The sequence below is a fragment of the Streptomyces sp. NPDC040432 genome (genome assembly GCF_055595445.1).
Genome location: NZ_JBVIVP010000008.1, coordinates 174778 through 190820, shown reverse-complemented (window position 1 = coordinate 190820; position 16043 = coordinate 174778). Strand labels below are relative to the sequence as shown.

Sequence of the window (16043 nt, the reverse complement as noted above, 5' to 3'; positions counted from 1 at the left end):
GCCGAGTGCTGGAAGCGGCGGCCGGGAACTCCCGGTGAAGTGTCCTGCGGGGTGGCCGGATCGCTCCGCGACCGCATGTCCGGCTACTCGGGTTGCGCCCATTGGACGGCAGTGCCGTAGGCCACGAAGCGCGCGCCGCCATAGCCGGAGTCCGGAACGATCGACACACCGAGCACACCGTCCGCGCCAAGCTTGCGGGCCTCGATCTGCATGCTCTCCACCGCTTCCATCACGCTGTGACGCCAGTATCCGGCGACGACGCCGAGCGCCGTGTGCGGGTCGGGCGGCGCGGGCACGGTCACGCTGTAGAAGCCACGGCTGGCCTCACGCGCGGCCCACTCGCGCCTTTGCCTCTCGTCCATTTCCTTCTGCATTTTCCTGTCCATCGCACCATTCTTTCGTGTACCGAACATGCGATCGACGGCGGCCCGTCGAAGCCGAACTCGCGGGCTCCACGGGCGGATGCGCCGCCGTCGGCGCCGAGGACGTGGCCGCAGCCGAGGTGGACGGGCGGCCGGGTAGGTTGGCCGGTGTGAACTCACCAGGGCGGAGCTATCAGTACGTGGGCCCGCCCGATCTGCGGACCCTGGTCCGGCCGGGGACCGAGGGCCGAGGCATCCGCGCGGCGGCCGACTTCGAGGACTGGGCTTCCGCCCTGACGGCGGCGGAGTTGGCGGAACCCTTAACCTACGTCATCGACCGGGCGGGGACGCTGCGCCTCGCGCCGCGCCGGAGCGAGCACGTGGTCTGTGCCGGCGGTGGCCGCGTCCTCGGCGCCGGGGAGATCAGTTTCCGGGGAGGGGCAGGGCGGTGGCTGGTCACCGAGGTGAGCAACCAGTCGACCGGATACTGCCCGGACATCGACTCGTGGCCGGCTGTTGCCGAGGCGCTGGACGTGGTGGGGATCGGACATCCTCCCCACTTCACCCACGAGGTCGTGTTCCGGCGCTGTCCCGCCTGCGACCGGCTGAACATCGTTCGCGACGGGGACTTCTTCTGCGTCTTCTGCGACGGAGTCCTCCCGCGGGAATGGAACGTCGACCGGGTGCGGCGTTGAACGACCCCGACGGTGAGGTCGGCGCGCCGTCCGCGTCCGACGACGTACTGCGGGCGGTCGTCCGGGCGGTCCCGCACCGGCCGCCGGCTTCTCGGCCCGACGACGTTCACCGTACGGCCGTCCGGTCGCCCTCCGCGTGAGGGCGGCGGATCGATCGAGGACCCGGGGGCCCGGGTGCGCGTGCGGCGGTCGGGGCAGGCTAGGTTGCTCGGATGAGTCTCCTTGATGATGTGGCCGAACGCGACGGCTGGCGGTGCTGGGTGTGTGACGAGCCGGTCGACCCCGACGAGTCGGTGAACGACCCGCGGGGGCCGAGCGTCGACAGCCGGACCGCCGACCGGAAGGCCAAGGTCGCCGAGCGGCTCGCGCACCGCGGCTGCAATACCCGCAAGGGTGCGGTCAAGGCGGTCATCGCCTGGCCGGATCGCCTCTACGTGGTCGAACCCGCTCCGCTGATCGCCGTCGCCGAGAGGCTGGAGCGAAAGGGGGGCCGGGAGATGGTGGGCCGTTGTCCCACCAAGAAGGACGCCCAGGAGACGGCGGATTGGCTGGTGGACCGGTTCTCCCGGCTGGTACCGGGCCTGCCGGTGACCGCCGCCATCGAGCCGGGTGGCGGCCAGTTCCTCGTCATGCTGGCCACCGGCCGCCGCTGACCGGGACGAACCCGCGCATACGCGCGGAGAGGCCTCACCGTGGCCGCGTCGAATGACGACTCCTCTTCCCGCGCGCCCGGACCTGGGAAGAGGAAGGCGCCCCGGCCGGCCACGGGCCCTGAGCCAGGGCGAGGTACGGGCGCCTGCGTGAAGTCGGCTCGTGCCGTGGAGGCGCTCTGCCGGTCGTAGCGAACGGTCCGGCTACGTTCGCCTCAGCCCACGGCTGAGGCGTCCGATCGGCGGCCCGCGTCGCGGTCCTGGCGGTCGCGGTTCCGTACCCAGCCTGCGGCGCCGGCGTGATCGGCGATGATGTCGGCGTGGACGACGGCGGGGAAGATGGCGTGGACGACGGCTTGGAAATCAGCGGCTGGATGCGGTGGTTCGCCGCTGAGGACGGTGGTCGTAGGGATCCGCATCCGGGCGGCCTCTACGCGCCGACGGCGTTCGCCGAGTCCGGGACGGACGGTCAGTCGTGGAGCGTCTCGTTCGACGACGTGCCTGCCGGGCCGGGGCTCGGGCTCGGCGAGGGGGCGGTGCACGGTCGGTGGGCGCATGGTGGCGGGGTGCCGTTCCCATGCGGACCGGGCACTCGCCTGATCCTTGCGGAAGGGTCGCGCCCGGTGGCTGAGGTGCAGGTACTCACGACTGCCCCCAGGGCGGATCGGGCCTGGACGTTCCGGGTCTCGCAGGCCTTCGGGATCACCGGTCGAGGTGTGGTGGTCGTCGGCGACCTCACCGGGGCCATCGATCGGAGCGGTCCTCCTGCGGAGCTGCAATCGCGCGACCGGCTCGTGGTCGTGCCGCAGGTATGGGTGGAGTTCAAGCGCATCGCGGGTGGGGAACACGTCACCCTGATGCTGCGCGGTGTGGAGAAGCGCCAGGTCGCACCGGGTTCGACGCTGCGGGGCTGCGCGCCCTGAACGCCCGCCTTCCTGAGGGCGGCATCAGCGCCGGGACGCTCCGATGGTCCGGGCGGCCGTCTGGAAGCGGTGCTCCGTCGGCTTCGGCGCGTCGCGGAGGGCACCGAAGTACTCCGTTTCCACCGTTCCCGTGAGCACCCCCAGGAGGAACGCCGAGCACCCCATGTCGTGGTGCTCCCACAGCGGTCCGCGTCCCTCGTTGTAGAGCACCGTCCACTCGTCGGGATGGCGACCGGGCCGCGCCAGCCAATACAGGAACGCCCCCGTGCCCTCTTCGAACGCCCAAGGGACGACCCGTGCCCCCGCCTCCAGCAGGGCGGCGGGCCTCGGCTCGAACTCCCACAGGCCTTCCAGGATCTCGTCCCGTTCCGCCGCCTGCGCCCGCAAGTCGCAGTCGGCGTAGGAGGAGCCGGGGACGAGCAGCCAGATCGTGTCGTCGAAAATCCCGTCGCCGTACACCTCGACCAGTCGCTTGTAGTCGGTCGGCAACGTCGTACCCAGCGCAGGCTCCGCCTGCGTCCAGTCCACCGCGGGCGGCGGTTCGACGGGCGGCCGGCAAAGACGGACGAGGGCATCGAGGGAGTCGAGGGTGTTCACGGGACGGACGCTACTGGAAGCCTGCCGCCGTCCCTGACGCCGGTGGGGAGGCGTTGCGTCCGCGGCCCCGGCCATCTCGCCCGACCCCGGGCCCCGGCCCTACGCTGTTCCCCGTCGTTCCGATGTCCTGGAGGTCTTGATGTGGGCGAACTGCACCCGCCGGTCGAACCGTACGAGACAGGACTGCTCGATGTCGGCGACGGAAACCTCGTGTACTGGGAAGTGTGCGGCAACCCGGAGGGCAAGCCGGCGCTCGTCGTTCACGGCGGTCCGGGATCCGGATGCGGCGCCGCGGCCCGCCAGTACTTCGATCCGGAACGGTACCGGGTGGTGCTGTTCGACCAGCGCGGGTGCGGGCGCAGCACCCCCCACGCGAGCAACCCCACGACCGACATGCGGCACAACACCACCCGGCACCTGATCGCGGACATGGAACGGCTCCGGGTGCACCTGGGCATCGACCGCTGGCTGCTGTACGGCGGCTCGTGGGGCTCCACGCTGATCCTGGCCTACGCCGAAACGCACCCCGAGAAGGTCTCGGAGATCGTCATCGCCGCCGTCACCACCACCAGGCGCTCCGAGATCGAATGGCTCTACCGTGGGGTCGGCCGGTACTTCCCCGAGCAATGGGAACGCTTCCTCGCCGGAGCCGCGGGCACACCGCGCGACGGCGACATCGTCGCTGCCTACGGTCGCCTCATGGAACACCCGGACGCCGTGGTGCGGGAGAAGGCCGCCACCGACTGGTGCGCCTGGGAGGACGCGGTCCTGTCCGGGGAAACGGACGGAGACGCACACCCCTACGGCGACCGGCCCTCGGACGCCCAACTGGCCTTCGTTCGCATCTGCTCCCACTACTTCTCCCACGGCGCGTGGCTGGAGGAGGGCGCCCTGCTCCGCGACGCCCACCGCCTGGCCGGCACACCCGGTGTGCTCGTACACGGCAGGCTCGACATGGGAGGCCCGCTCGACACCGCGTGGGAACTCGCCCGGGCATGGCCCGACGCGGAGCTGATCGTCGTCCGGGACGCGGGCCACTTGGGCAGCGACACGACGCGCGCCCATGTCCTCGGCGCCCTGGACCGGTTCGCCCGCCAGCTCTGATGTCAAGCCGTCCGGCAGTGGAGCCGGACCCGGTGTTCGGCGGGTCCGGCAGCGGCAACCGTTCCGTCGTCGCCGCGAGGAGTCTTCGCGGGTCCCGCCCCTACGCGACCTGGAGGTCGTAGGACACCGAGAGGGAGAACGCACCTGCGGAGCCCTCGATGGTCAGCGAGGTGGTCCCCACGGGTACCGGCCCCAGCCGGACCCACAGCCCGCAGCCGTGCGTGGACAGTGAACCCGCCTCCCCGGTGATGGGGTTGCCCTCGACGCCGGTGATCCGGATCGGGGTGGGTTCCATCCGCTCCACGGCCACCTCGGCCGTGCCGAGCTTGACGGTGCCCTTCGCCTCCGCCAGCCGCGCCGAGCACTCGGCCTTCGTGCCCGTGAAGTTCAGCAGCGGGAACGCCACCGGGCGTTCCGCCGGGATCGAGCAGCGCCGCTCGGCCTTGCCGCCGAACGTGCCTGCGAGGAACCAGGCGTCGGCGGGCTGGTTCTGTGCGCAGAAGCTGCCGTCCGGATCGGACACCGGGTTCGAGCTCTCGGGGCTGGAGGCCGCCCAACTCCACCACCGGCTCTGGAGCTCGCCGGTGCTGAGCTGCGCGATGCCCGGTTGTGGTTGGCGTGCGAGTTCCGCGGCGTCGGGCGCCGTACAGGCACCGACCGGCAGGGCCGCTGCCGCGAGGACAACGAATGATCTTCGTATGCGCATCCCGGGAGGATACTTGCCGCCTGTGGTGTGCGCCGCGCAGGACGGTGCTCCGGCCGCGCCCGTCCGCCGGGGTCGGCACCTCGGTGAGGGGATGTGCGCCTGCGCGCGGCGCGTACCCGACGAACGACACGGTGACGGAACGAAAGGGGCTGAGTCATGAGTCGAGAGCGCGCGGTTCCCGCGAACTCCGACGCGGTACTGGCGACGCGGGCTCTGGCCCGGGAGTCCGGGCGCGCTCGGCGACTCCTGGCCACCGGCCAGTGGCATCCGTCGCCGGTGGACGCGCACGCCGCGGCTGCCGTCCTCGCCCGCCTCACCGCTCCGCTCCCCACGCGCAAGCACCCGCCGGAGCGGATCCGGACCGCGGATCGGGACCGGCGGCTCCAACGCGTCCTGCGGAGCACCCTCCACCACCTCGACGCGGGTTCCGTCAGCCCACCGGCCGTGGCCCTGCTCGCCGCCGTAGCTCGCGCCCTCCTGCCCTGGCACGCCGCCCCGACCCCGTCGCCCGCGGCAGCGGCGCCGAGGTACGGGGCCCCGCACGGGACCACGACGGGTGCCGCGGCGCCGCCGACGGAGGCAGGAGAGGCCCTACTGCCCGACCTGATCGCCCTGTTCACCGTCCTGGCGGCACCGAACCGGCCGGGAACGGTCCCGCTCACCCCGCCGGCGGAGCCCTGGCGGGCCCGGCACACGGGCAGGTTCCGGCACTACGGCAGGCCCTCGCCCGGGGTGTGGACGGCCGAGACCTTCACCTGCCCGAGGTGCGGGAGTGCGGGCGGCCCGTGGGTGGTCACCGGTGACTGGAGTCGGATCGCGCTGGGCTGTCCGTGCGGCACGGTGACCAACGAGCACGGCCTCACCCTCTCGGAGATCTGGCTCTGCCTGCCCGATGCGTGACCACCGCACCTCGGGACGCCGGAGCGGGTCGAAGCAGGCCGAAGCAGGTCGCGCAACCCGACGTCGAACGAAAAGGCCGGTCGTGCCCGCCGCCGTCGTGGTGTTACCGGGGGCGCCCCGAGTGGAGGGCCGCCAGGCCGCGGGCGTGATGGAAAGCCGCCGCGGCATCCCGGGCGTCCGTCCAGGGCGCCGCTCCGCACCACCCGCCGAGGAGCCGGAACTGTGCCAAGGCCTCCGCGTACCGGCCCGTCTTCACGAGCACGGCGGCGTACAGGTGTCGTATCGCGGGAAGCCGTCGGTCCTCCGGATCGGCCTGCGCCAGGTCGGCCCGGATGAGGGCGAGCATCGGCTTCGTGGCCCAGGTGCGGTAGGCCGCCTCACCGTCCTGAAGGACCGCTTCGTGCACGGCATGCAGGTAGATGCCCGACATCAGGCTCCCGGCCGGAGCCGAGGCCGTCGCCTCCTTCGCGAACTTGAACATCAGTTGGTGCGAGCCGTACCACTTCTCGCACCAGTACTGGAGGGCCTGCCAGTGCGCGTCGTAGTGGTGCGGAGCACGGCTCGCGAGCTCGCCCCACAGCCGGCGGAACTCGTCGTGGGACAGCCCCAGGCCACGCGCGGCGGCGATCATCGTGACCCACGGGGACGGATCGCCCGGTGCCAGCCGGGCCGCCTCGTGGGCGGCGTACATGGCCGTCGGCAGCAGCTCCCCGAACATCGCGACCTGCGAGTCGGAGGTCTCCTTGATGTACTTCTCGCCGCGCGCCGCCCAGGCACGGAGCAGCAGGGCGTGCGCGTGCACGACGACGGCGTCCGCGTCCTGCGGACGCTCGGCCCGCCAGATCCGCAACCAACGTTCGTCCTCCACGGCGAGATCCGCGAACACCTCGACGAGCCGCAGGCGCTCGGCCCAGTCCTGGCGTTCCACGGTCACCGCGAGGAGCCCGGCCGCCGGCTCCCACCGGCCGTCGCGGGCGGCGTCGACGGCGAGGCGCAGCGCGGGCTCGTCCCGCGGCGGGCCGGAACGCCGGCTGTCGAGCTCCTCGCGGGGGACGAGGCCGTAGGCGGAGGCGTCGAAGTCCCGGGCCCTGCGGTTGCGGACGGCGAGAAGGGTGGTGCGGACGAGCGCCCAGAGGAGGACGGCCAGACCGACGGCGGTGACGATGTTGGTGAGCACAACGCGTCATCATCCCTGGTCGGGGTCACGACAAGCCAACGCTGCGGCAAAGTACCGGACTCGTTTTCGACATCCGGCCCGCCCGTGCAGGCATCGGCCCGTGCCGCGGACCCGCCTCCGTACGGGACCGGGTGTACCGGGGGCCGTACGGAGGCGGGTCGGGTGGTCGTACGCGGGGGTCAGGTGCCCAGGGGCGCGCCGCGCCACTGCTGGTTGGTGTGCCCCGGGGCACAGTCCCAGATCCCGAGGCGGGTGCCGTTGCCGGTGGCCCAACCGAGGGCGTCCAGACACTTGCCCGAGTGGACGCTGCGCAGCAGGCCGTCCGGCAGCAACTCCCACTTCTGGTTCAGGCCCTGGTGGCAGGTGTTGAGCCCGATGTGGGAGCCGTTCTCCGTCTTGGCGTACTGCACGTCCATGCAGCGGCCGAGGGCGCGCACCGTGCCGTCGCTCTCCAGCCGCCAGGCCTGGGCATCGGTTCCGTTGCACTGGTACAGCTGGATCGGCGCGCCGTCCTTGAGGCTGCCGCCCTTGACGTCGACGCACTTGCCGGAGTGGACGCCGGTGATCTGGCCCGACCCGGGAGGCGGCGGCACGCTGCAGTAGATCTCGACGAGCACCTGGTAGTAGCCGTTGCCGCCGATCGGGTTGGCCGCCGGACCGGCCGAGCGGGCGCAGCGGGAGGCCTGGTAACCCTCGTTCACGGCCGCCGCGTAGGCGGTGTTCCAGGCGGCGTCGACGGCGATGTTGTACGGACCGTATCCGGTGCCGAGGAAGTACTTGGGGGCGGTGGGCGCCAGGGCGGCGGTCGCGCCGACGGTGGTGCGCGCGGGGGTGGCCGCGGTGGCACTCGCGGTGCTGCTCGCCGCGGCGGGCGCGGTGAGCAGGGTGGTCGCGGCGAGGAGGGCGGTGGCCGTGGTCGACAGCCATCGAACCAGCTTCACTCCGGACTCCATTCAAGTAGGTGGTGGCCGTGCAGGAACGTGCGCCGCCGGGGCCCCGCGGTCGTTCAGACCCTAGCCGCGGGCCGCGTTCGCGTAGTCTCACGGAAGTATCAACTCAAGCCACGGTTCGGCTGGTTGCCCGCTGACACCGGCCGGCGCCGGCTGGGTATCGTCCGGGGCACCGTGAAGATCCCCCCGGGCCTCGGTGCCCTGTCCGCCGCCCTCGCCGCGCACTCCGTGGTCAACCTCTGCGGCCCCCTCGGCAGCGGGAAGAGCACCCTGGCCCGGCAGCTGCCCGTGGCCACCGGCGTCGACCTGTGCGGACTGTCGGCGTCCGTCGCCGCGGAGCGGGTACGGGGGCTGCTCGCCGGCGCCGCGCAAGGGGACGGGCTCCTCCTGGTCGACAGCGTGGACGGCCCGGGCCAGGCGGATGCCGTGACCGCGGCCCTGACCGAGCCCCGCCCCTGCGACGCTCCGAGAGCCGCAGGCCCGCCGGTGGCCACGGGGTGGTTCGCGGGCTCCTCGGGACGGCGGAGCCGGGATCCGGGGACGCCGTCCGTGCTGGTGGTGAGCCGGAGGCCGCTGCGGGGACTGTCCGGCTGGGCGGACCGGTACGCGCCCTCCGTCGTGGCGATGAAGCCGTGGCCGACCGGGGACATCGAGGACCTCGTCAGGGCGACCGGGCTGGAGGACGCGGAGGCCGTGGCGCTGGCGGTGCGCCTCGCGGGCGGGTACCCGTTCCCGGCCGTCCTCGCCGCCCGGGAGCTCCTCGCCGGAACTCCCGCCGACGCGCCCGGCGCCGTCGCCGACGCCGTGGCCGAGGAGGTCCTCGGGCGCCTCGACCGCGAGAGGCCGCGGTCCGGGGGCCGGGACCGGCACGCGCTGCGGCTCCTGGCCACCGTGGGCGCCGGCGACGAACGGCTGCTCACCGCGGGGCCGGAGGTGTTCTCCGCACTGGCCGCGTTGAGCCTCGTCCGGCGGGGACCACTCGGGCTGGCGGTGCGCGAACCGTACCGGTCCCTGTTCGAACTCGCCTACGCCTGGCGCCGACCGCAGGCCCACCGGGACGTCCGGACGCGCGCGGCCGGCTACCGGCAGACGCTGCTCACCGAACGCCGGGACCCGCGCGAGCAGGCCCGGATCGTCGAGCAGGGGCTGTTCCTGTCCGGCGAACCCGCCCTGCGACGTTCGCTGTTCCCACCGGTCGAGGACGATGCGCGGATCCTGCCTGCCGGCTCCGGCGACGCCGATGACATCGGACGGTTGATGCATCGTTGGGCGGTCCGCAACGGCTTCGACCCAAGGCGTTCGGAGCGGGTCACGGAAGGGTGGCTGGCGTCCGCCCCGACCGCGTTCCACCTCGCCCGGGACCGCGACGGGGCGCCGGTGGCGCTGGCCGCCCTCGTACCCGTCGGCCCGGACACCGCCCATGGCATCGAACCGCTGCTCCAGCAGCACGCACCCGGCCTTCTCGCCCCCGGAGCGGCCACCGACGACGACGGCCACCCGGGCGGCGGGCCGGGGGCCGGGAGCAGAGCCGGGGCCGGGAGCGGGGCCGGGCTGTTCCTGGGGGCGGCGTACGGCGCGGACCCGGGCGCGCACGCGCAGATGCTGCGCCACATCCTGGTGCAGGCGACCCTCGCCGGGAACCTCCTCGTCTCCACGGCGAGCCCGGACTACCAGAGCCTGCTGCACGCGCTGAGCTTCCGCCGGCACGGCGGCATCCGGGACGACGTCTACCGGTGCGGGCGCCGCCCGGAGGTCTACAGCCAGGAGTTCACCACCACCGGCCTCGCCGGGTGGATCCGCCGACTCGGCGCGGGCCCGCCCGCCACCCCCGGGACCGCACCCCCTACCGGGGTGGGGCTCGCGACCCTGCCCGACGAGGACCTGCCGGCCCTCGTCGGCCGCGCCCTGGCCGGACTCCGAGAGCCGGGCGGCCTCGCCGGGAACCCGCTGCTGGTCCTGCCGGAGCTGTCGTCCCCGCCGCGATTGCGCGCCTGGCTGACCGACGGTGTGGCCGCGCTCGCCGCGTCGCCGGCTCCCACGGACAGGGAGGCCGGCACCATCCTGGCCGCCTACTACCTGGGCCGTTCCCGCACCCACCATCAGATCGCCCGCGCCCTGCACCTCAGCCGCGCCACGTACTTCCGCCGGCTCCGCCGCGGCCTCACCCTCCTGGCGACCCAACTCGCACCCGGGTCCGGACCACCGGACGGCCACCGGTGAACCGCGAACTCCGTTCCTGGCGGCGGCCCGTGGCCTGATCCGGCCGTGGTCATGGGGTCGGGGTCTTCCGCCGTGTTCACCCAGGCCTTCGGGGACTTCGGGGCCTTCGCGGTCGAGGCGTGCGACGGGCCGGAGACCGCTCGCGCGAGGGCCCGGCAGCGAGGTGCCCGGATCCGCCCCGATACGGCCCCCGGGCCGCCGGCGACGTGGGTACCGGCCGGACGTCCTGGACGTCTTCAACCGTTCAGGGGATGACCCGGACGGACACGGGCGGGGCTCCGGGCGTCGGACGCGCCGGCACAGCCGCTTCGCTGTGTCCCGCCCGCCCGCCGACCCCGCCCGCGCGCCGGCCCGGGCCGAGGGCCACGGGGCAGGTCACCGTGCGCGGCGGGAGCTCCTGCTCCGCGGCGTCGCCCCGGGTGTGTCGCACAATGAGCGGGTGACGTACACCGAGGACGCGGCCACCGCACACGCCTGGGCGGCTCTGGGAGGCCGGAGCCAACTGGTTCGGCACGTGTCCTACGAGGAAGCGGGCGCTGTCCTGCCGTCGCGTCTGCCGGTGCGGGAGTTGGCGCGGGCCGCGGTGGGGGTGTCCTCGCTGGCGGCGGCGGAACTGCTGGCGCTGCGCAACGGCGTCAGGGTGCCCGCGGTGCGGGTGAACGAGGCCGCGGTGGCCACGGCGTTCGTCAGTGAACGCCATCTGCGGATCGACGGGCGGGTGCCGACGTCGTTCGCTCCGCTGTCCGGGTTCTGGCAGGCGGCCGACGGATGGGTGCGCACCCATGCAAACTATCCGCATCACCGTGCCCGGCTCCTCGGGGCCCTGGGCATCAGGGACACGGGGCAGGACCGGGCGTTGGTGGGCGCGCTCACCGAGGAACTGGCTTCGCGCCCGGCCCAGGAGGTCCAGGAGACGGTCTACGCAGCGGGCGGCCTGGCCGTGGCCGTGGCTTTCGCACCCGCCCCGGCCGCACCCGCCCCGGCCGGTCGCACCCCGGCCGGTCCCGCCCTGGTCGAGACGCGGCACGTGGGGCGGACCGACCCCCGACCGTTGGCACCCGCGTCCACGCCCGCGCACGGAGTGCGGGTCCTGGACCTGACCCGCGTCATCGCGGGCCCCGTCGGCACGCGAACGCTGGCGCTGCTGGGCGCCGACGTACTGCGCGTGGACGCCCCCCGGCTCCCCGAGGACGCGGATGCCCACGCCGATACGGGCATGGGCAAACGCTCCACTCTGCTGGACCTCGCCCGCCCTGGCGATCGGCGCACCTTCGAGGGCCTCCTCGGCCAGGCCGACGTCGTGGTGACCGGCTACCGCCCCGGCGCCCTGGACCGGCACGGACTGACGCCCGAGGCGCTCCTTGCCCGGCATCCCGACCTGATCGTGGCGCAACTGTGCGCCTGGGGCTGGTCCGGTCCCTGGGCGGGGCGACGCGGCTTCGACAGCCTGGTCCAAGCCCGCACGGGCATCGCGGCGATCGAAGCCACGGCCGACGGCCGCCCGGGAGTGCTGCCCGCACAGGCACTGGACCACGGGACCGGGTACCTGCTCGCCGCCGCCGTCCTCCGGGCACTGAGCGACCGCCGGATCAGCGGCGGTGGACGGCACGTCCGCCTCTCCCTGGCAGGCACCGCGTCATGGCTGATGCACGGCATCCGCCCCACCCCCGCACACGGCGATGCCGACGCCCACGACCCCGGACCCTGGCTCACCGAAACCGAATCGCCCTACGGTCTGCTGCGCCACGCCTCGTCCCCGGTCCACTACGACGGCGGACCCGCGAACTGGAACCGGGCGTCCACCCGGTGGGGCACCGACCTGCCGAACTGGGCCTGAGGCCTGCCGTGTTCGTCGGCAGAGCACTGCGAGCCGAGGACGTACGGAACGGCCGCGGGGGCCTCCGGCCATCCCCGTACCGTCCGTTCGACGCTGATTCGTCAGGTCGCCCTCGCACCGGAACCACTGCTTGTCGGCCGCCCGGCGGCCCCGGGCACGGGTCGGGAGTTGGGCGCGTTCTCACGACCGGGTGCCTTGGGTTAGGTTCCGGGCGTGACTGACGATCGCGGACGACTGCTGGCCGGCCGGTACCGGTTGGCCGAACTGCTCGGCCAGGGCGGCATGGGGACCGTATGGCGGGCCCACGACGAGCAACTGGACCGGGAGGTCGCCCTCAAGGAGCTCCGGCTCCCGGACGACCTCGACGCCTCCCTGCGCGAGGCCTGGATCGGCCGCCTCGACCGTGAGGCGCGCGCCGCCGCCAGGCTGAAACATCCGGGGGTCATCACCGTCCACGACCGGATAGCGGGCGACGACGGCCGCCCGTGGATCGTGATGGAACTCGTCCACGGCCGTTCCCTGGACGCCCTGGTGAGGGAGGACGGCCCGCTGCCGCCGGCCCGGGTGGCCGGGATCGGCCGACAGGTCCTGGACGCGCTGCGCGCCGTGCACGCCACGGGAGTCACCCACCGGGACATCAAGCCCGCCAACGTGCTGCTCGAAGGCGACCGGGTGGTACTGACCGACTTCGGGATCGCCGCGGTGGAGGGCGAGCCCGGTCTGACCCGGACGGGGGCCCTCATGGGGACCCCGACCTACATGTCCCCGGAGCAGGTGCGCGGACTGCCGGCGACCGCCGAATCCGACCTGTGGTCCCTCGGAGCAACCCTGTTCACCGCTGTCGAGGGGCACCCTCCGTTCAGCGGCTCCGGTTCCTGGGCCGTCTTCGTCGCGGTCGCCACCGAGGAACCCGCCGTCGCCGTCCGCGCCGGCGAACTCGCCCCCGTGCTGACGGGCCTCCTCCGCAAGGACCCTGCGGAACGCCTCACCGCCGACGAGGCGTACGACCTCCTCGCCGGACCGGCGGGCGGGACGGGGCCCGCAGGGCCGGGCCCCCGGCCGACCTCGGCGTCCACGCTGCGGCTGGGCGCGGCGCCGGACGCCGCACCCGTGGCGTCCCCACCGGCACGGCATCCCGCACCGGGGGCCGCGCCGGCCGTACAGGATCCGGATCGACCGACTCGTCGACGGGCGTACCGGGCGGCTCGTGCGGTGGGCGTCGTCGTGGCCGCGACGCTCGCGGTGCCCTGGTGGTTACCGGAAACCGGATCCCCGGACGACGACCCCGGCCGCACGCGCGCGACCGAATCCACGACCCCCACCCTGCGCACCCCGTCCCCTCCCGCACCGACCCCGTCCGTACCGTCGGGCCCGACCCGGACCGCAAACCCCACCCCCACTCCAACCCCCGGGCCGGCACGGGCTCCCCTCGACCGCCAAGCCATCGAGCGCGTCTTCGCGCTCTACATGAACGGACTGGCCGACCACGACATGACGTCGCTGCGCCGAGGGACCTGCCCCCGGATGCGCGCGGGCCTGCTCGGATTCGTCCTCAACGGCTACTTCGTGGACCGCTGGGAACTCCAGCCCTACGAGATCCCCCCGAACATGGACGAACTCAGCGTGGAAGCGAGGATCACCCGGCGCGACATCGAGACGGGGAAACCCGCGGGTGACGTCCTCAACCAATGGATCATCGAGCGGGACGCGAACCAGCAGTACTACGTCTGCGGCTGGCTCAACGAGGAATGATCCGCCGGCCACCGCATCCGGCCACCGCATCCGGGCGGCGCGCTCCCGGCGCACCGCCCGGATGCGGTGCCGCTCGCGGTTCGAGCGGCCTCGTCCGGTCGACGTCACGGCCGCAGTTCAGCCGGACCGGCGGTTCGCGGCACGCCTCGGGTGGGACGTGGACGTGTCGGCCGCCCGGGTGCAGAAGACGCAGAAGCAGTTGAAGTCCCGGGGCGGGCCGGCCCGGCGGGCCACCACGGTGTCGGGCAACGGGGCCAGTGAGAGAGCCTGACCCACGTCCACGTGTGTTTCGCGCATGGAGCCTTTCATGGTTCCTCCTCCTTGCCGGAGCGGTTGGAAGGTTTGCCTCCCAGGAAACCGGACGGGCGGGGGAGGCCGCGTCATGTGATCGGACGACCCTGGTGGACGATCGCGGCCGCCACGCGCACGATGTCGGTGCTCACCAGCCGCTCCAGCAGTTCCAAGGCCGCGGCCTCCGGCAGGTCGGCCTCGTGGGCGGCCTCCCGGCCCGTGCGGGTGCCGTCGCAGCAGGTCAGGAGGAGCCCCGTCCCGGCCCCGATCCGGTACGCCCGCAGCGGCGCGTCCCAGGCTCGCTGGAGCAGGACGGTCACCACCTCACGGGGCATCCGGACCGGCGCCTCGGGGTCCGTCACGTCGTGCTCGTACGTCGCCACGCGAACCGCCGGCGACAGGACCAGCTGCTGTTCCACGGCGTGTGCGACCGGGGCGGGAGGCTGCGCCGCGGGCGCGGGGCGGCAGGCCTCGGCGGCCACCGAGTCGTTGAGCAGCAGGTACTGGTCGAGTTCGAACCGGCCGAAGTCGGCCGTGGCGGGCGGCAGTCGGTCGAACTCCAGCAGCTGCTCGCAGGCCCGCGCGATCCCCGTGGGGTCGCCGGGGTCCTCCGCGAGCGTCGTCGTGGTCAGGAACGCGTCGAGCACATCCGGATGGTGTTCCGTGAGTTCGGTCACCGTCCGGGGGATGCCGACCGAGAGGTGGATGCGTCGCTTGGCGCCGCTCTCCTCGGCCATGAACGAGTAGCTGTCCCCGTCGACACCGGTCAGCGCCGCCAGTTCCGCGTCGGACAGGTCGAAGCGTCCCTGGACCCGACCGGGGTCCTCGCGCAGCAGGGGCAGCAGGGTTCCGGGAGAGGCGATGACCGAGGCGAACGCCTCGCGCAGGCCCATCACCGCACCCCCGCCCGCGCGTTCCGGGCGCCGTCGAGGATCTGCCGGGCGTGATCGAGTTCGGCCTGGAGCACGCCGAAGTCGTCGGGGAAGTTCTGGTCGCGTTCCAGCAGCGTGGCGCGCAGCGGGGCCCTGTCCACCAGCTCCGTCAGCAGGTCCCAGACGGCGGGCGGCACGGGCTCGCTGTGCGTGTCCAGGTCCATGCGGTCGTCCTCGCCGCCGGTCCCGCCCGCCAGGTGCACCTGGACGACCCGTTCCACCGGGATCGTGTCGAGGAAGTCCATCGCCGAGTAGCCGTGGTTGCGTGCGTTGATGTCCAGGTTCGTCAGGTCCAGCAGCAGCCCGCACTCGCAGTGCTCCATCACTTCGGCGATGAACTGCGCCTCGGACAAAGGTGACTGGAGATCGATGTAGTACGTGACGTTTTCCAGGATGAGGGGCCTGCCGACGGCGGCCTGGACGCGCTGTGCGCGACGCCCCACCTCACGGGCGATCTCCCGGGTCCGGGGCAGCGGCGTCAGCGTGCTCAGGGCCACGCCCGCGGCCCGGGTGAAGCACAGGTGGTCGCTGAACCAGGGCGCGTCGATCTCGTCGACCAGCTGCGCCAGAGCGTCCAGATAGCGCGGGGAGGGATCGCGCGGGCCACCGATCGACAGCTCCAGTCCGTGCGGCACGATCCGGAACCGGCGGCGCAGGCGGTGCAGGACGTCGCGGACGTCGGGCGGCGCGAAGAGGTAGTGCTCGGAGATCACCTCAAGCCAGTCGATGCGGCTCGCCGGGGAGCCGATGGCGTCCTTGATCTCGGTGCGGTAGCCGATCCCCGAACCGAGGTACGGCAGGCCGGTCACCGGCACGGCAGTCGCGGCGGCGAGCGGGGCGGGGCTCGAAGGTGCGGTGGTCATGGACGGGTCCTCTCACGATGCGGGCCGGACTTCCTGAGCCGAGGCGGGCAGGACTTCCTGAGGCCTCCTGCGGTCTCCTTCGCC

16 protein-coding genes are annotated in these 16043 nt (G+C 73.2%); 8 read left to right on the top strand and 8 right to left on the bottom strand.

The genetic code is table 11. From position 1 onward, the window contains the following. Positions 1–83 precede the first annotated feature (83 nt). On the bottom strand, positions 84–386 hold the full coding sequence (locus ACZ58N_RS19655) for a heavy metal-binding domain-containing protein (RefSeq protein WP_471161252.1): 303 nt from the start codon (positions 384–386) through the stop codon (positions 84–86). A 14-nt stretch (positions 387–400) separates the two neighbouring features. Here ACZ58N_RS19655 and ACZ58N_RS19650 point away from each other — a divergent pair, with 14 nt between their 5' ends. The 3 genes from ACZ58N_RS19650 to ACZ58N_RS19640 all read left to right on the top strand — a co-directional run bounded on the left by ACZ58N_RS19650 (position 401) and on the right by ACZ58N_RS19640 (position 2630). Next, a complete protein-coding gene (locus tag ACZ58N_RS19650; RefSeq protein ID WP_471161250.1) occupies positions 401–1057 on the top strand; it encodes a hypothetical protein in 657 nt (218 codons plus the stop codon). A 212-nt stretch (positions 1058–1269) separates the two neighbouring features. After that, the gene (locus tag ACZ58N_RS19645; RefSeq protein WP_471161247.1) at positions 1270–1710 is read left to right on the top strand and encodes a hypothetical protein; all 441 of its coding nucleotides are present in this window, start codon (positions 1270–1272) and stop codon (positions 1708–1710) included. A gap of 296 nt (positions 1711–2006) precedes the next feature. Next, positions 2007–2630 carry a hypothetical protein gene (locus ACZ58N_RS19640; RefSeq protein WP_471161245.1) on the top strand — a complete coding sequence of 208 codons (624 nt, stop codon included), beginning with the start codon at positions 2007–2009 and terminating at the stop codon, positions 2628–2630. 24 nt (positions 2631–2654) lie between these two features. Here ACZ58N_RS19640 and ACZ58N_RS19635 read toward each other — a convergent pair whose 3' ends face one another. Then, positions 2655–3227 carry an SMI1/KNR4 family protein gene (locus tag ACZ58N_RS19635; protein WP_471161242.1) on the bottom strand — a complete coding sequence of 191 codons (573 nt, stop codon included), beginning with the start codon at positions 3225–3227 and terminating at the stop codon, positions 2655–2657. A gap of 141 nt (positions 3228–3368) precedes the next feature. Between ACZ58N_RS19635 and pip the strand changes: the two genes are divergently transcribed. Continuing rightward, positions 3369–4331 carry a prolyl aminopeptidase gene (gene pip / locus ACZ58N_RS19630; RefSeq protein ID WP_471161239.1) on the top strand — a complete coding sequence of 321 codons (963 nt, stop codon included), beginning with the start codon at positions 3369–3371 and terminating at the stop codon, positions 4329–4331. A gap of 100 nt (positions 4332–4431) precedes the next feature. Here the strand turns inward: pip and ACZ58N_RS19625 are convergent, their stop codons facing one another. Continuing rightward, positions 4432–5037: a signal protein gene (locus ACZ58N_RS19625; RefSeq protein WP_471161236.1), complete on the bottom strand. Its 606-nt coding sequence runs from the start codon at positions 5035–5037 to the stop codon at positions 4432–4434. A 156-nt stretch (positions 5038–5193) separates the two neighbouring features. Between ACZ58N_RS19625 and ACZ58N_RS19620 the strand changes: the two genes are divergently transcribed. Further along, positions 5194–5937 carry a hypothetical protein gene (locus ACZ58N_RS19620; protein ID WP_471161233.1) on the top strand — a complete coding sequence of 248 codons (744 nt, stop codon included), beginning with the start codon at positions 5194–5196 and terminating at the stop codon, positions 5935–5937. Between the two features lie 103 nt (positions 5938–6040). Here ACZ58N_RS19620 and ACZ58N_RS19615 read toward each other — a convergent pair whose 3' ends face one another. Together ACZ58N_RS19615 and ACZ58N_RS19610 are read right to left on the bottom strand one after the other, a co-directional pair. Then, a complete protein-coding gene (locus tag ACZ58N_RS19615) occupies positions 6041–7114 on the bottom strand; it encodes a DUF4034 domain-containing protein (protein ID WP_471161230.1) in 1074 nt (357 codons plus the stop codon). A 179-nt stretch (positions 7115–7293) separates the two neighbouring features. Continuing rightward, positions 7294–8055, bottom strand: a complete 762-nt coding sequence (locus ACZ58N_RS19610) for a ricin-type beta-trefoil lectin domain protein (protein ID WP_471161227.1) — start codon at positions 8053–8055, stop codon at positions 7294–7296. 183 nt (positions 8056–8238) lie between these two features. On the opposite strand from ACZ58N_RS19610, the gene ACZ58N_RS19605 reads away from it, so the two are divergent. The 3 genes from ACZ58N_RS19605 to ACZ58N_RS19595 all read left to right on the top strand — a co-directional run bounded on the left by ACZ58N_RS19605 (position 8239) and on the right by ACZ58N_RS19595 (position 13873). Continuing rightward, positions 8239–10284 carry a hypothetical protein gene (locus ACZ58N_RS19605; protein WP_471161225.1) on the top strand — a complete coding sequence of 682 codons (2046 nt, stop codon included), beginning with the start codon at positions 8239–8241 and terminating at the stop codon, positions 10282–10284. 589 nt (positions 10285–10873) lie between these two features. Next, entirely contained in the window at positions 10874–12121 is a 1248-nt protein-coding gene (locus ACZ58N_RS19600) for a CoA transferase (RefSeq protein ID WP_471161450.1), read from the top strand. A 213-nt stretch (positions 12122–12334) separates the two neighbouring features. Beyond that, positions 12335–13873, top strand: a complete 1539-nt coding sequence (locus tag ACZ58N_RS19595) for a serine/threonine-protein kinase (RefSeq protein WP_471161223.1) — start codon at positions 12335–12337, stop codon at positions 13871–13873. Positions 13874–13990: 117 nt separating this feature from the next. Here the strand turns inward: ACZ58N_RS19595 and ACZ58N_RS19590 are convergent, their stop codons facing one another. The 3 genes from ACZ58N_RS19590 to ACZ58N_RS19580 all read right to left on the bottom strand — a co-directional run bounded on the left by ACZ58N_RS19590 (position 13991) and on the right by ACZ58N_RS19580 (position 15959). Continuing rightward, the gene (locus ACZ58N_RS19590; protein ID WP_471161220.1) at positions 13991–14170 is read right to left on the bottom strand and encodes a hypothetical protein; all 180 of its coding nucleotides are present in this window, start codon (positions 14168–14170) and stop codon (positions 13991–13993) included. Positions 14171–14253: 83 nt separating this feature from the next. Further along, positions 14254–15057, bottom strand: coding sequence for a hypothetical protein (locus ACZ58N_RS19585; RefSeq protein WP_471161217.1), 804 nt, complete (start codon positions 15055–15057; stop codon positions 14254–14256). Further along, complete coding sequence (locus ACZ58N_RS19580; protein ID WP_471161214.1) at positions 15057–15959, bottom strand: MbnB/TglH/ChrH family RiPP precursor modification enzyme; 903 nt, start codon at positions 15957–15959, stop codon at positions 15057–15059. Before ACZ58N_RS19580 ends, ACZ58N_RS19585 begins: the two co-directional genes overlap by 1 nt. Between the last annotated feature and the right edge of the window lie 84 nt (positions 15960–16043).